The organism is Actinoplanes octamycinicus (assembly GCF_014205225.1).
Classification (GTDB): domain Bacteria; phylum Actinomycetota; class Actinomycetes; order Mycobacteriales; family Micromonosporaceae; genus Actinoplanes; species Actinoplanes octamycinicus.
Genome location: NZ_JACHNB010000001.1, coordinates 589,866 through 605,518, shown reverse-complemented (window position 1 = coordinate 605,518; position 15,653 = coordinate 589,866). Strand labels below are relative to the sequence as shown.

Sequence of the window (15,653 nt, the reverse complement as noted above, 5' to 3'; positions counted from 1 at the left end):
TCCGGGCGGAACGTGAAACGAACTAAGCAATGATCAACTCAGGCGATTCCAGGAATTGACAAACGGTTCACCACACCGTCCGGTTGCGCCTCGATCGACACCCGCTGGCCGAGCCGCAGCAGCCGCAGCCCGGAGCGGCCGAACGCGGCTGCCCCGAAGGCCAGCTCAGAGCCGTCGTCGAGGAGCAGCGTGCCACTGCGGGTGCCGGGGTCGAAGGTGGCGATGGTGCCCTGCATGCCAGAGACGCTACCTGGCGCAGGCGGCCGGCGTGCACGCCTGGCTGAGTCCGACATCACGCAGCAGTGCCCGGGTCCGCCCGCCGGCCCCCAGCCGGAGCACGGTGTCCAGGTCACCGGCGGTGTCCACGTCCTGCCGCAGGCCCGGCCAGTCCCCGCTCAGCGGGGTCGCGCCGGAGGCCCGATGGGCGGCCGCCGAGCCCGGGCCGAACCACGGGTCGAGCGGCATCCGCGGCGGGACGGCCAGCAGCACCGTGCCGGTCCCGGCCGCGTCCGGCACGAAGGCCCGCCCGGAGACGGCGGCGAGGGCCGCGTCGAGCTGCTCCGGCCGCAGGGCGGGCAGGTCCCCGGTGAGCACCGCGCGGTGCGCGGCCGGGCCGGCCACCTCGTCGGCGCCGAAGCGCAGCGCCGCGTTCAGCCCGGCGCCCGGGTCCGGCGCCACCTTGGCGCCCAGGCCGCGGACGACGCCGGCCACCACCGGGTCGTCGGTGACCACGATCAGCCCGGCCACTGTGGTGGCGTTCAGCACAGCGGTCGCGGTGTCGCCCAGCATGGCGAGCACGAGATCGGGATGCCGGTCCTCGGCCACCGCCCCGCGCAGCCGGCTCTTCGCCGCGTCCAGCCGTTTGACCGGGATCACCGTCATCCAATTCCGCACAGGCACCCGCCCAGTCTGCAATACACACGGCTTCGCTTCGCTCCGCGGCGAGCCGCCGGGTCACCGAATAGATCTCCATCTCACCGGCGGAGACTTGCCAAAGTTACTGGTAATACCCCTACCTGGTACGGCGGGCTGGGAGGGGGCATGATTTCGTCGCAGGTGCACGGGCGACGTGGTCGCCGATCGAGGGACGGGGGATGCCGTGGCGCAGCACAGGCTCGGATTCTGGCAGCGTTTCGCGGTGATGCTGGTGGTTCCCGTCATGACCGTCTGGACGAAGCGCACCTGGCTCGGGATGGAGAAGCTCCCGAAGTCGGGTGGTGTGATCCTCGTCCCCAACCACGTGTCGCACTTCGACCCGCTGGTCGTGGCGCACTACATCTACAAGGCCGGCCGCTGGCCCCGGTTCCTCGGCAAGGCCAGCATCTGGCGGGTGCCGGTCATCGGGCCGCTCCTGGTCCGGACCAAGCAGGTCCCGGTCGAGCGGGGCAGCGTGGAGGCGGTGAAGTCGCTGGAGACCCTGGTCCAGGCGCTGAACGAGGGCGGCGCCGTGGTGATCTACCCGGAGGGCACCACCACCCGCAGTCCCGACCTGTGGCCGATGCGCGGCAAGACCGGCGCGGCCCGGCTGGCCCTGCTCACCGGCGCCCCGGTGATCCCGATCGCGAACTGGGGCGCGCAGACGGTGTTCGACCCGCGTACCAACAAGCTGAAAGCGACCCGGGCGGCCGTCACGGTCACCACCGGCGACCCGGTCGACCTGAGCCGCTGGTCCGGCGCCGAGCCGACCCGCCAGGTGCTCGACGAGATGACCGAGAAAATCATGCTGGACGTCCGGGACCTGCTCGGCACGATCCGCGACGGCGAACCGCCGGCGCTCTACGACCGGCCCGCCCGGCGGGCCTCGACCTCGGAGGACGCGTCATGAAGGCGGCCGTCATCGGATCCGGAGCCTGGGGCACCGCGTTCGCCAAAGTGCTCGGCGACGCCGGCTCGGAGGTGACCATGCGGGCCCGCCGCGAGGCGGTCGCCGCGGAGATCCGCGAGCAGCACGGCAACGAGGGCTCGCTGCCCGGCATCCGGCTGTCCAAACTGGTCACCGCGACCACCGACCTGGCCGAGGCGGTGGACGGCGCCGAGCTGATCGCGATCGCCGTGCCGTCCCAGACGCTGCGCGGCAACCTGGCCGACTGGGCCGGCTTCTTCCCCTCCGACGCCACCGTCGTCTCCCTGATGAAGGGCATCGAGCTGGGCACGCTCAAGCGGATGAGCGAGGTGATCGTGGAGACCGCCGGCGTCGCGCCGGAGCGGGTCGTGGTGGTCTCCGGCCCCAACCTGGCCCCGGAGATCGCCGCCGACCAGCCCACCGCCACCGTGGTGGCGTGCACCGACGAGGACCGCGCCCGGCAGGTGCAGCACGCCCTCGCCACCCCGTACTTCCGCCCCTACACCAGCGACGACGTGCTCGGCTGCGAGCTCGGCGGCGCGGTGAAGAACGTGATCGCGCTGGCCTACGGGATGGCCTCGGCGATCGGCCTCGGCGACAACACCAAGGCCTCGCTGATCACCCGGGGGCTGGCCGAGACGTCCCGGCTCGGGGTGGCGCTCGGCGCCGACCCGCTCACCTTCGCCGGCCTGGCCGGGCTCGGCGACCTGGTCGCCTCCTGCTCCTCCCGGCTGTCCCGGAACCGGACGTTCGGCGAGCACCTGGGCCGCGGCGAGAGCCTGGAGCAGGCCCAGGCGGCCACCCGGCAGACCGCCGAGGGCGTGAAGAGCTGCCTGTCCATCCGTGACCTGGCCCGCGCGCACGGCGTCGAGATGCCGATCGTCGAGCAGGTGGAGAAGGTGTGCCACGAGGGCGCCGACCCGCGGGTCGCGGTGAAACTGCTGATGACACGAGAGATGAAACCCGAGTGAGCTATTCCGACGGCACCCGTTCCGTTCACGCCGGCCTGCCGGAGCCCGTTGTCGGGGAGCCGTTCCTGCCCGGCCCGGTCTTCGCCGCGCCCTACCACCTCGACCCGGTGAGCGGGCCTGGCCGGCACGGCTACGCCCGTACCGAGCAGCCCACCCGGGAGGCGCTGGAGGCGGCCATCGGCGAGCTGGAGGGTGGGCCGGCGCTGGCCTTCGCCAGCGGCCAGGCGGCGATCAGCGCGATGCTGCTCGCGCTGGTCAAGGCGGGGGACCGGGTCGCGCTGCCCGGTGACGGCTATTTCCCGGTACGCGCGTTCGCCCGCGGCGCACTGGCCGACCTGGGCGTGGACAGCGTGCTCGTACCGACCGCCGGGCCGTACCCGGACCTCGCCGGGCTGCGGCTGGTGATGCTGGAGACCCCGGCCAACCCCGGCCTGGACGTCGCCGACATCGCCGCCCTGGCGGACGCCGCGCACGCCGCCGGGGCGCTGCTCGCGGTCGACAACACCGCGGCCACCCCGCTCGGGCAGAACCCGCTCGCGCTCGGCGCCGACCTGGTCGTGGCGTCCGGCACCAAGGCCCTGACCGGTCACTCCGACCTGCTGCTCGGCTACGTCGCGACCCGCGACCCGGCACTGCTAGAGAAGATCGAGACGTGGCGGAAGCTGACCGGCGGCGTGCCCGGCGCGTTCGACTGCTGGCTCGCCCACCGCTCGATGGCCACCATGGACCTGCGCCTGGCCCGGCAGACCGCCAACGCGGCCGCCCTCGCCGAGCTGCTCGCCGGCCGCTCCGACGTGACCGGGGTGCGCTGGCCCGGGCTGCCCACCGACCCGTCGTACCCGGTCGCCAGCAAGCAGATGCGCCGCATCCCCGGCATCGTCGCGTTCGACCTGGGCAGCGCCGAGCGGGTGGCCCGCTTCCTGGACGCCGCGAAACTGGTGTTCGCGGCCACCTCGTTCGGCGGTGTGCACACCACGGCCGACCGCCGGGCCCAGTTCGGCGACGACACCGCCCCCGGCTTCGTCCGCTTCTCCTGCGGCATCGAGGACACCGAGGACTTGATCGCCGACGTCACCCGGGCGCTGGACGCCTCCCGGTGACCCCGGCTCGCAGCCCAGTGACCCCGGTCCGCTTCCCGGTGACCCCGGTCGACAGCCCGGTGACCTCGGCTCGCTTCCCGGTGACCCCGGTCGACAGCCCGGTGACCTCGGCTCGCCTCCCGGTGACCCCGGTCCGCAGCCCAGTGACCTCGGCTCGCCTCCCGGTGACCCCGGTCCGCAGCCCGGTGACCCCGGCTCGCCTCCGGGTGACCCCTATCCGCAGCGGCCCAGAGGTCGCCGTCCGATGACGTCCTGGAACACCTTCAGCGGGGACGAGGTCGCGGCCCTGACCCAGGGCAACAGCTTCTTCGCGGCGCCGGGCGAGCGAGACTGCCCGGCCTGCGGGGAGCGGCGCCTGCGCGCCTACTTCACCGCCCCGGCCAACGCCCGCCGCCCCACCCTGGTCAGCTACGCCTGGTGCACCGCCTGCGGCAAGTTCGTCGGCACCCGCGCCAAGCACCCGGAGGGCTTGATCTTCTCCGATCCGCTCGCGGCCCTGCCGGCCACCGAACGCCGCGAGCTGGAACGCAGCCTGACCGGCTTCCTCGCCCACCTGGACCAGCTCTGGGACGACGGCGTCCTGCCGCAGACCTTCGCCGCCTGACGTCCGTCCCGTTGTCCACAGCCCGAAGTTGTCCACAGGCCGCCAGCGAAGCCACCCTCCTTCTCGCCACACTGTCCAGGGATGGTCCCCCTGGGAGGGCGGGCTGTGAGCGGGGCGGGCTGTGAGCGGGGCGGGCTGTGAGCGGGGCGGGCTGTGAGCGGGCTGGGCCGTGGACGGGGCGGGGCCGTGGACGGGGCGGGGCCGTGGACGGGGCGGGGCCGTGGACGGGGCGGGGCCGTGGACGGGGCGGGGCCGTGAGCGCGGCGGACTGTGAGCGCGGCGGGTGGAGAGCGCGGTGAGCCGGGACTCGAGCGGGCCATGGGTGCGGCGGGTGGGGAGCGCGGTGAGCCGGGACTCGAGCGGGCCATGGGCGCGGCGGGTGGGGAGCGCGGTGAGCCAGGAGCCCGGTGAGCCGGGACCCGAGCGGGCCGGGAGCGCTGTGAAGTGACCGAGGGGGCCGGCGGACCCGCACGACACGCGTTGCGGTCGTGCGGGGGCCGGGCCTCGCGGGCCGATTGCCACGGGGCTCCGAGTCGTACCGGAAAAGGTCTTTGAATGTGTTTGTGGTGTCGCGGCAGCGGAACGGGTGCGTGGGGTGGTGTCGCGGCACCCGGATGAGCTGGTCGGTCAGCGGGAGACGAGGCGGGGGTCAGCGGGAGACGAGCTGGGTCAGCGGGAGACGAAGTCGTGTAGCCAGTTCTGGGGGACCGGCTGGGTGGGGGTGGCGCCGATGCGGCGGAGGGCCTCGCCCGGACGGATGCCGAGGAGGGCCAGGGTCATCGTGGCCAGGAGGGTCGTGCGGCCGAGTTCGGCGCTCGACTGGGTGACGACGAAACGGCCGGAACGGACCTCGCGGGCCAGCCGGGTGGCCAGCGCGACCATCTCGGTGGCCTCGCGGCGCGGGGCCGTCCCGTCCGGATCGGGGTAGGCGATCAGCTCGATCCCGGCGTGGTCCGGCGTGCCCGGGTGGTGGCGCGCGCTGCAGACCAGGACCTGGACGCCGGCCCGGGCCAGCGCGGCCAGTTCCGGCGGTGACCACGGCTCGTCACGAGGGTGGGCCATCGTGGCCAATTGGCCCGGCCCCGGACCCGCGATCACGTGGAGTGCTGGACCCATGAACTGTTCGTCTCCCCCTGCCTTGGCAGCGGCCGCCGCGATCCCATATCTGGCTTACGCAGAGTAGGGTCACCCCCGGCAAGCCCGCTAGCGAGAGGCGCAGAGAAGAGTGACAACCCCCCGGAAGACCCGTGTCGCGATCGTGTTCGGCGGCCGCAGCACTGAGCACGCCATTTCCTGCGTGAGCGCGGGGGCCATCCTGGGTGCGCTGGACCCCGATCAGTACGAGACGGTGCCGGTCGGAATCACCCGGGAGGGTCGCTGGGTGCTTGCCGCGGGCGACCCGTCCCAGCTCGCCATCGCCGGTTCGCGACTGCCCGAGATCACCGCCGGCTCCGGCAACGCGGTGGTGCTCGCCGCCGACCCGACCGCCACCGAGCTGATCGTCCGGGACCCGGCCGACGGTGTCTCCGAGCTGGCCGGGGTGGACGTGGTCTTCCCGGTGCTGCACGGCGCCTACGGCGAGGACGGCACGATCCAGGGGATGCTGGAGATGGCCGGGATTCCGTACGTGGGGGCGAACGTGTTCGCGTCGGCGGCGGCGATGGACAAGGAGTTCACCAAGAAGCTGGCGGCCGCCGAGGGCATCCCGGTCGGGCCGTACGCGGTGCTGCGCGCCGGCGTCGAGCTCGCCGAGGCGGACAAGGAGCGGCTCGGCCTGCCGGTCTTCGTGAAGCCGTCGCGGGCCGGCTCGTCCACCGGGATCACCAAGGTCACCGACTGGGCCGACCTGGACGCGGCGATCGCCAAGGCCCGGGAGATCGACCCGAAGGTGCTGGTCGAGGCCGCGATCGTGGGTCGCGAGATCGAGTGCGGGGTGATCGAGGGGGAGGCCGGCGGGGCGCCCGAGGCGTCGCTGCTCGCCGAGATCCACATGGACGACGCCGACTGGTACGACTTCGAGACGAAGTACCTGGTCGGCAGCCGCTCCACGATCCCGGCCGAGCTCTCCCCGGAGCTGACCAAGCAGGTCCGGGAGTACGCGCTGCGCACCTTCACCGCGCTGGACTGCGCCGGCCTGGCCCGGGTCGACTTCTTCGTCACAGCTGACGGCGAGATCTTCCTCAACGAGATCAACACCATGCCGGGGATGACGCCGACCTCGATGTTCCCGCAGATGTGGGCGGCCACCGGGCTGGAGTACCCGAAGGTGGTGGACCGGCTGATCCGGACCGCCCTGCGGCGCGGCACCGGCCTGCACTGACCGCCGCGGGTCAGGGCTTGCAGCCGCTCGGCACGCCCTTGGTGATCGACTTGTCGGTCTCGACCACGATGTCGGAGAACTCGTTCGCCCACTGGGCCCGCTTGTCGTAGGCCGCCGGCACCACCACCCGCACCGGGACCTCACGGTCCAGCGTGGTGAACGTGGTCTGCTCGGCGGTCTCCGCGTAGTGCCAGCACACCCTGTTCATCAGGAGCACGTCGGCGACCAGCGGCACGCACGTCCCGGACGTGTCGTTCACCGTGGTGCACATGGTGAGCGGCGGGACGCCACAGGAGACGGTGATCGGCGGCTCGCCGTACGCCGCGTTCTGCTCCGGGCCGGCGCTGACCTTGCGGGCCGGCAGGTTGCGGATCTGGGTGGGCAGCTGCGAGGTGACCGCCAGGCAGACCTGCGCCGAGCGCCCGGTGAGCGCGGGCGCGGCGACCTCGACCGCCGTGCTGGGCACGGCGATCGGGCCACTCGCCACCGGTGCCGGGTCGGCCTCCGGATCCGGTTTGACCATGAAGAAGGCGACGAGCCCCACGATCAGCACCACCGGTACGGCCACCGCGGTCGCCCAGATGGCGGCGATCCGAGTGGTGTTGTCCGGCTTCTTCTCCCCGGTCTCGGGGCTGCCCTGCGGGGTGTCGACGTCGACCATGGTTCAGAGGTTTACCACGGAGCAGGTGAGTGTCCGGGTGATACCCGGCACGTACTGGACTTTGCTCACAATCAGGCTGCCGAGCTCGTCGACGGTGTGTGCCTCGGTGAGCACGACGACGTCGTACGGCCCGGTGACCGCGTCGACCCGGACCACTCCGGGAATTTTCTCGATCGCGGCGGCCACGTCACGGGCCTTCCCGACCTCCGTTTGAATGAGGATGTATGCCTGGACCACGATCCGACTCCTATCCGCCACCGCGTCGGTGATCCCCGGTCGTGAAACTACCGTACGAAGCGGCCCGGCAGCGGGCCGCCATCATCGAAGGACGTGGACGTGAGTATCGCAGAGTCCGGTGAATTCGGACTGATAGGTCGAATCGTGTCACGTCTCGACGCGGGTTCGGCCACTTTGCTCGGGCCCGGCGACGATGCCGCCGTGGTGCGCGCGGCCGACGGCCGGGTGGTCGCCTCCACCGACGTGCTCGTCGAGGGGCGGCACTTCCGCCGGGACTGGTGCGGGCCGGCTGACGTCGGGCACCGGGCCGCCGCGGCGAACCTGGCCGACATCGCGGCGATGGGCGCCACCCCGACCGCGCTGCTGGTCGCCCTCTGCGTGCCGGCCAGCCTGGACGCCTCCTGGGCCGAGGGGCTGGCCGACGGGCTGACCGCGGAGGCCGCGCGCTGCGGCGCGAGCGTGGTGGGCGGGGACATGTCGGCCAGCCCGACGCTCACCGTCGCGGTCACCGCGCTGGGCGACCTGGGCGGCCTGGACCCGGTCCGCCGCAGCGGCGCCCAGCCGGGCGACCTGCTCGCGCTGGCCGGCCGGGTCGGTCACGCGGCGGCCGGGTACACCGTGCTGTCCCGCGGCTTCCGGACGCCGAAGATGCTGGTCGAGGCGTATCGCCGGCCGGAGGTCCGGTACGCCGCCGGACCGGAGGCGGCCAAGCTCGGCGCCACCTCGATGATCGACGTGTCGGACGGGCTGCTGCAGGACGTCGGGCACCTGGCGGCGGCCAGCGTGGTCGGGATCGACATCCGGACGGACGCCTTCGAGGTGCCCGATCAGATGCGGGACGCGGCCACGGCGCTCGGGGTCGACCCGTACCAGTGGATCCTGGCCGGTGGCGACGATCACCCGTTGGCCGCCACCTTCCCGGCCGGGACCCGGCTGCCGGACGGCTGGCTCGAGATCGGCTCGGTGCACGACGGCGCCGGCGTCACCGTGGACCGCAAGCCGTGGACCGGGGCCGTGGGCTGGGATCACTTCCGCTGACTACGCTGGCGCGGTGGTTGAGTTCAAGATCAGATCGGCTCGGTTCGACGAGCCGGAGGTGGTGGAGCTGGTCGCGCAGAACATGCGGGACCTCTCCGAGCGGTACGGCGGCACCGGCGACGACACCCCGATCGCGGCGGCCGACTTCCTCCCGCCGGACGGCGACTTCCTGGTGGCCGTCCGGGTCGGGGACGGCCGCCTGGTGGCCAGCGCGGGCTGGCGGCGGCACGGCTCGGACGCCGAGCTGAAGCGGATGTTCACGCTGGCCGAGGCGCGGGGGCGGGGCGTGGCCCGGCGGATGCTGGCCGCGGTCGAGGAGTCGGCGCGGGCCGCCGGGTGCTCCCGGGTGATCCTGGAGACCGGGGACCGGCAGCCGGAGGCGATCGCCCTGTACGAGTCCGCGGGATATCAGCGGATCGAGGACTTCGGGTACTACGCCGGCCACGAGGGCGTGCTGTCGTACGCGAAGAAGATCTAGGAACGACAGAGAGCCGCTTCACCCCGGGGGGCGAAGCGGCTCTCCACAAGCTGAGCTCAGGCGCGGGTGACCTTGCCGGCCTTGATGCACGAGGTGCAGACCTTGAGCTTCTTGGTGGTCCCGCCACCGGCCGGGGTGCGCACCGACTGGATGTTCGGGTTCCAGCGGCGGTTGGTCCGCCGGTGCGAGAAGGACACGTTGTGGCCGAAGCCCGGTCCCTTGCCACAGACGTCGCACACGCTAGCCACGGGATACTCCTGGGTTTGAAGAAAAAACTTGATGGCGCCCAGGGAAGACTCGCCTAGGCAACCCGGCGAGCTTACCCGACCGGGTGGGCGGACAGCCAATCGCCCCCGGTCAGGGTGCGTGCCCCGCGATTGTCAGGGGTGGTTAGTACGATTTTCGCGTGCTGGAGACCCTCGATGCCGCCGCCGTGCACCGCTGGTGCGACGGTGGGCTGGAGGCGCTCCGTGCCCACCAGCGTGAGATCGACGACCTGAATGTCTACCCGGTCCCCGACGGTGACACCGGGACCAACCTGGTGCTCACCCTGGCCGCCGCCCAGGAGGCGGTGGCGTCGGCGCTGCACGAGGAGCCGCGCACCCCGCTCGGCCGGCTGATGGCCCGGATGGCCCGCGGCGCCCTGCTCGGCGCCCGGGGCAACTCGGGGGTGATCGTCTCGCAGATCCTCCGCGGCATGGCCGACTCGTTCGCCAGCGCGGTCGCGGTCCGCGGCGCCGAGCTGGCCCGGGCGCTGCGCGAGGCCACCGACGCGGCCTACGCGGCCGTCGCGCGGCCGGTGGAGGGCACCGTGCTCTCGGTGGTCGCGGCCGCGGCCGAGGGCGCCGGCCGGATCAAGTCCGACAGCCTGATCACGGTGGCGCGGGCGGCGGCCAAGGCCGCCGCCGAGGCGCTCGACCGGACGCCGCAGCAGCTCCCGGTGCTGGCCCGGGCCGGGGTGGTGGACGCCGGTGGGCGCGGGCTCTGCCTGCTGCTGGACGCCCTGGTCGACACCGTGGAGGAGGTCGAGTTCGCGCCACCGCCGCCGCTGCCCGCCGTCGACAAGCCGGCCCGGGAGGCGGAGCCCTGCGAGGGCCACGGCTATGAGGTGCAGTTCCTGCTCGACGCCGAGGCGGCGGCGGTCGAGCAGCTCCGGGCCGCGCTGGCCGACCTGGGTGACTCGCTCGTCGTGGTCGGCGACCCGCCCACGTGGAAGGTGCACGTCCACGTCCCGGCCGCGGCGATCGGCCCGGCCGTCGAGGCGGGCGTGGTGGCCGGCCGGCCTTATCAGATAAGTGTCACCCCGCTCACCGAGAAGCGGCCCGCCACCGAGGCGCGTGGCGCCGTCGTGGTCGCCGCCGGCGACGGGCTGACCGCGCTCTTCGAGGCCGAGGGCGCCGTGGTGGTCGGCCGCAACCCGTCCACCGCCGAGATGCTGGCCGCCGTGCACGCCTGCGGGGCCGCGTCGGTCGTCCTGTTGCCCAATGACGCCAACACACACGCCGTCGCGGTCTCCGCGGCCCGCGAGGCGGAGGCGGCCGGCGTGCACGTCAGCGTGGTGCCGACCCGCTCCCCGGTGCAGGCGCTGGCCGCGCTCGCGGTGCGTGACCACAGTCGCCCGTTCGCCGACGACGTGATCGCGATGGCCGAGGCGGCCGGCGCCTGTCGCTACGGCGAGGTCTGCACCGCCCAGCGCGACGCCCTGACCGTGGCCGGCCCGTGCCGTGCCGGCGACCTGCTCGGCCTGGTCGACGGCGAGGTGCACGTGATCGGCACCGATCTCACCGACGTCAGCCACCGCCTGCTCGACCGGATGCTCGGCGGCGGCGGCGAGCTGGTCACCCTGGTCCTCGGCGCCGACGCGTCCCCCGAGCTGGAGGGCGACCTGCGCGGTCACGTGCACCGCACCTGGCCGTTCATCGAGCTGCAGTGCTACGCCGGCGGCCAGCCCCGTTACCACCTGTTGGCAGGAGTCGAATGACCACGACCGACACCCGTCTGGACAAGGTGCTCGGCGCCAAGACGGCCAAGGCTCTCGCCGAGCACCTGGATCTGCACACCGCGGGTGACCTGATCTACCACTTCCCGCGGCGCTACGACGAGCGCGGCGAGCACACCGACCTGCGCCAGCTGCAGGTCGGCGAGCAGGTCACGGTGCTGGCCCAGGTGCAGGGGATCGGTGTCAAACCGATGCGGGCGCGCAAGGGCAACATGCTCGAGGTGACCATCGGGGACGGCTCCGGGGCCACCCTCACCTGCACCTTCTTCAACCAGGCGTGGCGCGAGCGGGAGCTGCTGCGCGGCCGGTGGGGGCTGTTCGCCGGCAAGGTCACCGAGTTCCGCGGCAAGCGCCAGCTGAACGGCCCGGCCTATCAGCTGCTCAAGGCGGACGCCACGCAGGACGAGGCGGCCGAGGAGATCGAGGAGTTCGCCGGCGCGCTGATCCCGGTCTACCCGGCCGCCGAGAAGGTGCCGACCTGGGTGATCGCCAAGTGCGTGCGGACCCTGCTGGACACCTTCGAGCCGCCGGCCGACCCGATGCCCGCCGCGGTCCGGGCGAAACGGAACCTGGTCGGCATCGGCACCGCGCTGCGCGAGATCCACCGCCCCAGCTCGGAGGCCGCGCTCTACTCGGCGAAACACCGGCTGAAGTGGGACGAGGCGTTCGCCGTGCAGCTGACCCTGGCGCAGCGCCGGGCCCGGGCCGCGGCCGCGCCCGGCACCGCCCGCCCGCGGGTCGAGGGCGGCCTGCTGGACAAGTTCGACGCCGGCCTGCCCTATGAGCTGACCGAGGGCCAGGCGTCGGTGGGCGAGGAGATCGCCGCCGACCTGGCCCGGGCGCACCCGATGCACCGGCTGCTGCAGGGCGAGGTCGGCTCCGGCAAGACGCTGGTCTCGGTGCGCGCGATGCTGCAGGTGGTGGACGCCGGTGGGCAGGCCGCGCTGCTCGCTCCCACCGAGGTGCTGGCCACCCAGCACTATCGCGGGATCAGCGCGCAGCTGGGCGCCCTGGGCCGGGCCGGCGAGCTGGACGGCGACCCGGCCGGGACGCAGCTCACCCTGGTGACCGGCTCGCTGGGCGCGGCGGCCCGGCGTGCGGCGCTGGCCAAGGTCGCCGACGGGACCGCCGGCATCGTCGTGGGGACCCACGCCCTTCTGTACGAAGGGGTCGACTTCCGTGATCTCGGCCTGGTGGTCGTGGACGAGCAGCACCGGTTCGGGGTGGAGCAGCGGGACGCGTTGCGGGCCAAGGCGGCCCGTCCACCGCATGTGCTGGTGATGACCGCCACGCCGATCCCGCGGACGGTGGCGATGACCGTCTACGGGGACCTGGAGACGTCGGTGCTCTCCCAGCTGCCCCGGGGCCGGTCGCCGATCGCCTCACACGTGGTCCCGGCGCTGGAGCGGCCCGCCTATCTCGACCGCGCCTGGAAACGGGTGAAGGAGGAGGTCGCGGCCGGTCATCAGGCCTATGTCGTCTGCCCCCGGATCGGCGAGGGGCCGGAGGACGAGGAGAAGCCGCCGACGGACGACGAACCCGCGCGGCGCCCTCCGCTGGCCGTCACCGAGGTGCTCCCCGCTCTCCAGCAGGAATATCTGAAGGGTCTGCGGATCGAGATGCTGCACGGCAAGATGCCGCCGGACGAGAAGGACGCGGTGATGCGCCGGTTCGCCGCCGGCGACGTGGACGTGCTGGTCGCCACGACGGTGATCGAGGTCGGCGTCGACGTGCCGAACTCCACCGTCATGATCATCATGGATGCCGACCGGTTCGGCGTCTCCCAGCTGCACCAGCTGCGCGGCCGGGTGGGCCGTGGCTCGGCGCCCGGCATCTGCCTGCTGCACACCGAGGCGGTGGAGGGCTCGGCGGCCCGCGAGCGGCTGGACGCGGTGGCCTCCACCACCGACGGCTTCAAGCTCTCCGAGATCGACCTGGAGCAGCGCCGGGAGGGTGACGTGCTGGGCGCGTCGCAGTCCGGCAAGCACTCGCACCTGCGGCTGCTGTCGCTGCTGCGCGACGAGAAACTGATCAAGGAGGCCCGGGTCGAGGCGGCCGAGCTGGTCGGCGACGACCCCGACCTGACCGGGCACCCGGCGCTGGCCGCCTCGGTGGCCGCGCTGGTCGACGAGGACCGCGCCGAGTACTTGGAGAAAGGATGATCGTCCACCTCTGCCCACGGTCGGTGTGGGAGTCGGTTGCGGACCGTTATGCCGGGGACACGCTGGCGACCGAGGGGTTCATCCACTGCTCGGATCCGGAGTGGGTGCACGTGCCGGCGACGCTGCGGTTCCGCGGGCGGACCGACCTGGTGCTGCTGGAGATCGACGAGGCGAGGCTGGACGTTCCGGTGGTCTGGGAGGACGGGAGTCCGCCGGACCCTTCGGGCCGCCAGTTCCCGCATGTCTACGGGACGTTGCCGGTCGCCGCGGTGGTGGCCGTGCGCGAGTTCCCGCCGTTGCCGGACGGCTCCTTCGCGCCCTTCCAGCCCTGATCCTCCCGGCCTTCGTGAGGGCAACGAAAAGGCGCGCCGACCTTTCGGTCGGCGCGCCCGTTCAGTTCAGTGCGCGGTAGCTGTCGCTATCAGGCGGTGAACTTGGTCTTGCGACGGCGAGCGATGAAGAACATCGCCACACCGCCACCGAGCAGCAGGATCGCGATGCCCGCGATGCTGCCGGCGGCGGCACCGGTCACCGGCAGGGACGGCTCGTCGCTGGCCACCGGGGTGGTGGAGACCGACGCGCTCGGGGTGGCGCTGGGGGTGCTGCAGTCGATCTCCTTGACCGCGAGCTTGAGCGGCTCCATCTTGATGCCGTCGTAGGAGACAGTCGCGAACTTCGCCTCAGTCAGCTTGAAGGTCGCCTTCTCCTCGGCGCCGGCCTTGACCGTGACGGTCTTGGTCTCGTCGCCGTAGGTCACCTTGGCGGTCGCCGTGGTGACGTCCTTCGGGTTGTCGATGACGACAGTCACGTTGGTGCAGTCGTTCTCGACGGTGACGGCCGGCAGCGCGCAGTTCTCGGGACGGCTCCAGCTGTAGGTCTTCTCCTCCAGGCCCGGGGCGCTGACCTTCACGTCACCGGCGCCGGCCGGGACGGTGAGGGTGTCGGCCTTGCCGGCGGCGACGGTCACGGTCTTGGTCTCGTTGCCGTACTTGACGGTGAAGGTGACGTCGTACTTGCCGAACTTGCCGTTGTTGGACAGGTTCAGCGTCAGGTCACCGACGCAGGAGGAGACGGGGGCGACGGCCGGGGTGGTGCAGGCCTTGGTGCCGCCGTTGTACCAGGCACGCGGACCCTTGGAGCGCGCGCCGAGACCGGAGCTCTCGCCCAGCTTGGTGGTGCCGTAGCGAGCGCCGTTCTTCTCCATCGGCGTGATGACCTTGTCGCCGAAGAACAGGTCGACCTGGGTGTTGCAGTCCGGCGCCTCAACCTCGAGGTCGACAGAGCCCTGCTTGTCGGAGATGGTCTTGGTCTGGCTCTGGTACTCGTACTGCGGCCAGTTGTCGCCCTTGAGGTCGTTCGGCTGCGGCGTGAAGTACGAGACCAGGGTGACCGGCTCCTCGCGGCAGAGCCGCGACTTGGAGTCCAGCGTCACAGTGGCCTTCCACTTGCCGTCCACCAGCGCGAAGGTGTGCGTGAACGCCGTCTTGTTGAAGTCGCACTCGCCGCCGGTGTTGTCCTCGCCGCAGCCCTTGACCAGCTCAACCGTCTCGCTGTCGGAGCTGCTGCCTTTCCACCCCGGCCACTTCGCCGTGAACGACAGCGTGGCGCTGTCCTTGGCGTCGACCGTCTGGGTGAAGACGGCCTTACCCAGGATGGTCTGGCTCCACTTGCCGTACTGCTTCTGCGCCTTGGGCAGGAGGTAGCCCTTGGTGAGTTCGTGCCCGTTCGTGTCGACGGGCGTGGTGCCCGCCGGGATCACAAGGTCGTCGAGGGTGGCGTCGGTTTCCCAGTCGTTGGTGATCGTCCAGGTGACGACGTTCTTGCCAGAGGCACAGGCGGCGACGCCCTTGATGGCGGCGCTGTGGGCGCTGGCGGGGGCGGCGATGGCCACGACACCCGTCAGACCGACCACCGCACCCGCGAGGAGCGTCGCGGTGCGGCGAAGTGATGACTTGAGTTTCACGCCTTCTCCTGCGGAGGGGAACAGGGGGACTCACAGGAAGAGAAACGGAGACCGCTGTGGATGGGCAGTCGGTCTGCGACGACACCTCCCCGCGTCGTCGTGTCGGCGGCGTACCGACGACACAGCGGCGTTGACCTTAGCCACGTCCCAGCGTCAGCGAAACAATTAAGCGCCCTCCAAGGGTGTTGATGCGCATCTGAGATCTTCGTTGAACGGTATGGAATCTCGGGAATGCGCTGCGTGTACGAACAAGCCTGCAATTGCGGCTAAATCGCAC

General features: G+C 72.0%; 17 protein-coding genes. 10 read left to right on the top strand and 7 right to left on the bottom strand.

Annotation, left to right across the window (positions count from 1 at the left end):
• Positions 1-38: 38 nt before the first annotated feature.
• Together BJY16_RS02595 and cofC are read right to left on the bottom strand one after the other, a co-directional pair.
• Positions 39-236 (bottom strand): cold-shock protein, encoded by a 198-nt coding sequence (locus tag BJY16_RS02595; protein WP_185037524.1) that lies wholly within the window; start codon positions 234-236, stop codon positions 39-41.
• A gap of 10 nt (positions 237-246) precedes the next feature.
• The gene (gene cofC, locus BJY16_RS02590) at positions 247-882 is read right to left on the bottom strand and encodes a 2-phospho-L-lactate guanylyltransferase (protein WP_185046232.1); all 636 of its coding nucleotides are present in this window, start codon (positions 880-882) and stop codon (positions 247-249) included.
• A 217-nt stretch (positions 883-1,099) separates the two neighbouring features.
• On the opposite strand from cofC, the gene BJY16_RS02585 reads away from it, so the two are divergent.
• From BJY16_RS02585 to BJY16_RS02570, 4 genes are all read left to right on the top strand, one after another.
• The gene (locus BJY16_RS02585) at positions 1,100-1,825 is read left to right on the top strand and encodes a lysophospholipid acyltransferase family protein (protein ID WP_185037523.1); all 726 of its coding nucleotides are present in this window, start codon (positions 1,100-1,102) and stop codon (positions 1,823-1,825) included.
• Positions 1,822-2,814 carry an NAD(P)H-dependent glycerol-3-phosphate dehydrogenase gene (locus tag BJY16_RS02580; RefSeq protein WP_185037522.1) on the top strand — a complete coding sequence of 331 codons (993 nt, stop codon included), beginning with the start codon at positions 1,822-1,824 and terminating at the stop codon, positions 2,812-2,814. The genes BJY16_RS02585 and BJY16_RS02580 overlap by 4 nt, the downstream gene beginning before the upstream one ends.
• Positions 2,811-3,914: a cystathionine gamma-lyase gene (locus BJY16_RS02575; RefSeq protein WP_185037521.1), complete on the top strand. Its 1,104-nt coding sequence runs from the start codon at positions 2,811-2,813 to the stop codon at positions 3,912-3,914. Before BJY16_RS02580 ends, BJY16_RS02575 begins: the two co-directional genes overlap by 4 nt.
• Positions 3,915-4,158: 244 nt before the next feature.
• Positions 4,159-4,518, top strand: coding sequence for a hypothetical protein (locus BJY16_RS02570; protein ID WP_185037520.1), 360 nt, complete (start codon positions 4,159-4,161; stop codon positions 4,516-4,518).
• A 669-nt stretch (positions 4,519-5,187) separates the two neighbouring features.
• Here BJY16_RS02570 and BJY16_RS02565 read toward each other — a convergent pair.
• Positions 5,188-5,634, bottom strand: a complete 447-nt coding sequence (locus tag BJY16_RS02565) for a hypothetical protein (RefSeq protein ID WP_185037519.1) — start codon at positions 5,632-5,634, stop codon at positions 5,188-5,190.
• 109 nt (positions 5,635-5,743) lie between these two features.
• Between BJY16_RS02565 and BJY16_RS02560 the strand changes: the two genes are divergently transcribed.
• On the top strand, positions 5,744-6,838 hold the full coding sequence (locus BJY16_RS02560; RefSeq protein WP_185037518.1) for a D-alanine--D-alanine ligase family protein: 1,095 nt from the start codon (positions 5,744-5,746) through the stop codon (positions 6,836-6,838).
• 10 nt (positions 6,839-6,848) lie between these two features.
• Here the strand turns inward: BJY16_RS02560 and BJY16_RS02555 are convergent, their stop codons facing one another.
• Together BJY16_RS02555 and BJY16_RS02550 are read right to left on the bottom strand one after the other, a co-directional pair.
• Positions 6,849-7,499, bottom strand: coding sequence for a DUF3515 family protein (locus BJY16_RS02555; RefSeq protein WP_185037517.1), 651 nt, complete (start codon positions 7,497-7,499; stop codon positions 6,849-6,851).
• Between the two features lie 3 nt (positions 7,500-7,502).
• Positions 7,503-7,736 (bottom strand): Lrp/AsnC family transcriptional regulator, encoded by a 234-nt coding sequence (locus BJY16_RS02550; protein WP_067685920.1) that lies wholly within the window; start codon positions 7,734-7,736, stop codon positions 7,503-7,505.
• 99 nt (positions 7,737-7,835) lie between these two features.
• Between BJY16_RS02550 and BJY16_RS02545 the strand changes: the two genes are divergently transcribed.
• Both BJY16_RS02545 and BJY16_RS02540 read left to right on the top strand, forming a co-directional pair.
• Positions 7,836-8,774 (top strand): thiamine-phosphate kinase, encoded by a 939-nt coding sequence (locus tag BJY16_RS02545; RefSeq protein WP_185037516.1) that lies wholly within the window; start codon positions 7,836-7,838, stop codon positions 8,772-8,774.
• A 13-nt stretch (positions 8,775-8,787) separates the two neighbouring features.
• Positions 8,788-9,252 carry a GNAT family N-acetyltransferase gene (locus BJY16_RS02540; protein ID WP_373873489.1) on the top strand — a complete coding sequence of 155 codons (465 nt, stop codon included), beginning with the start codon at positions 8,788-8,790 and terminating at the stop codon, positions 9,250-9,252.
• Between the two features lie 56 nt (positions 9,253-9,308).
• On the opposite strand, the gene rpmB is transcribed toward BJY16_RS02540, so the two are convergent.
• Entirely contained in the window at positions 9,309-9,500 is a 192-nt protein-coding gene (rpmB, locus tag BJY16_RS02535; protein ID WP_122980959.1) for a 50S ribosomal protein L28, read from the bottom strand.
• 158 nt (positions 9,501-9,658) lie between these two features.
• Here rpmB and BJY16_RS02530 point away from each other — a divergent pair, with 158 nt between their 5' ends.
• From BJY16_RS02530 to BJY16_RS02520, 3 genes are read left to right on the top strand one after another with little or no spacing between them, the layout of a single operon-like run.
• Positions 9,659-11,233, top strand: coding sequence for a fatty acid kinase ATP-binding subunit FakA (locus tag BJY16_RS02530; RefSeq protein WP_185037515.1), 1,575 nt, complete (start codon positions 9,659-9,661; stop codon positions 11,231-11,233).
• Positions 11,230-13,413, top strand: a complete 2,184-nt coding sequence (recG, locus tag BJY16_RS02525) for an ATP-dependent DNA helicase RecG (protein WP_185037514.1) — start codon at positions 11,230-11,232, stop codon at positions 13,411-13,413. Before BJY16_RS02530 ends, recG begins: the two co-directional genes overlap by 4 nt.
• Positions 13,410-13,745: a DUF952 domain-containing protein gene (locus BJY16_RS02520; RefSeq protein ID WP_185037513.1), complete on the top strand. Its 336-nt coding sequence runs from the start codon at positions 13,410-13,412 to the stop codon at positions 13,743-13,745. Before recG ends, BJY16_RS02520 begins: the two co-directional genes overlap by 4 nt.
• A gap of 89 nt (positions 13,746-13,834) precedes the next feature.
• Here BJY16_RS02520 and BJY16_RS02515 read toward each other — a convergent pair whose 3' ends face one another.
• Positions 13,835-15,376 (bottom strand): hypothetical protein, encoded by a 1,542-nt coding sequence (locus BJY16_RS02515; RefSeq protein ID WP_185037512.1) that lies wholly within the window; start codon positions 15,374-15,376, stop codon positions 13,835-13,837.
• Positions 15,377-15,653 lie beyond the last annotated feature (277 nt).

What these genes read in the sequence shown, in the direction of transcription:
- BJY16_RS02595 (WP_185037524.1), bottom strand. Translation starts at nt 236, where the DNA reads ATGCAGGGCACCATCGCCACCTTCGACCCCGGCACCCGCAGTGGCACG.
- cofC (WP_185046232.1), bottom strand. Translation starts at nt 882, where the DNA reads ATGACGGTGATCCCGGTCAAACGGCTGGACGCGGCGAAGAGCCGGCTG.
- BJY16_RS02580 (WP_185037522.1), top strand. Translation starts at nt 1,822, where the DNA reads ATGAAGGCGGCCGTCATCGGATCCGGAGCCTGGGGCACCGCGTTCGCC.
- BJY16_RS02570 (WP_185037520.1), top strand. Translation starts at nt 4,159, where the DNA reads ATGACGTCCTGGAACACCTTCAGCGGGGACGAGGTCGCGGCCCTGACC.
- BJY16_RS02565 (WP_185037519.1), bottom strand. Translation starts at nt 5,634, where the DNA reads ATGGGTCCAGCACTCCACGTGATCGCGGGTCCGGGGCCGGGCCAATTG.
- BJY16_RS02555 (WP_185037517.1), bottom strand. Translation starts at nt 7,499, where the DNA reads ATGGTCGACGTCGACACCCCGCAGGGCAGCCCCGAGACCGGGGAGAAG.
- recG (WP_185037514.1), top strand. Translation starts at nt 11,230, where the DNA reads ATGACCACGACCGACACCCGTCTGGACAAGGTGCTCGGCGCCAAGACG.
- BJY16_RS02520 (WP_185037513.1), top strand. Translation starts at nt 13,410, where the DNA reads ATGATCGTCCACCTCTGCCCACGGTCGGTGTGGGAGTCGGTTGCGGAC.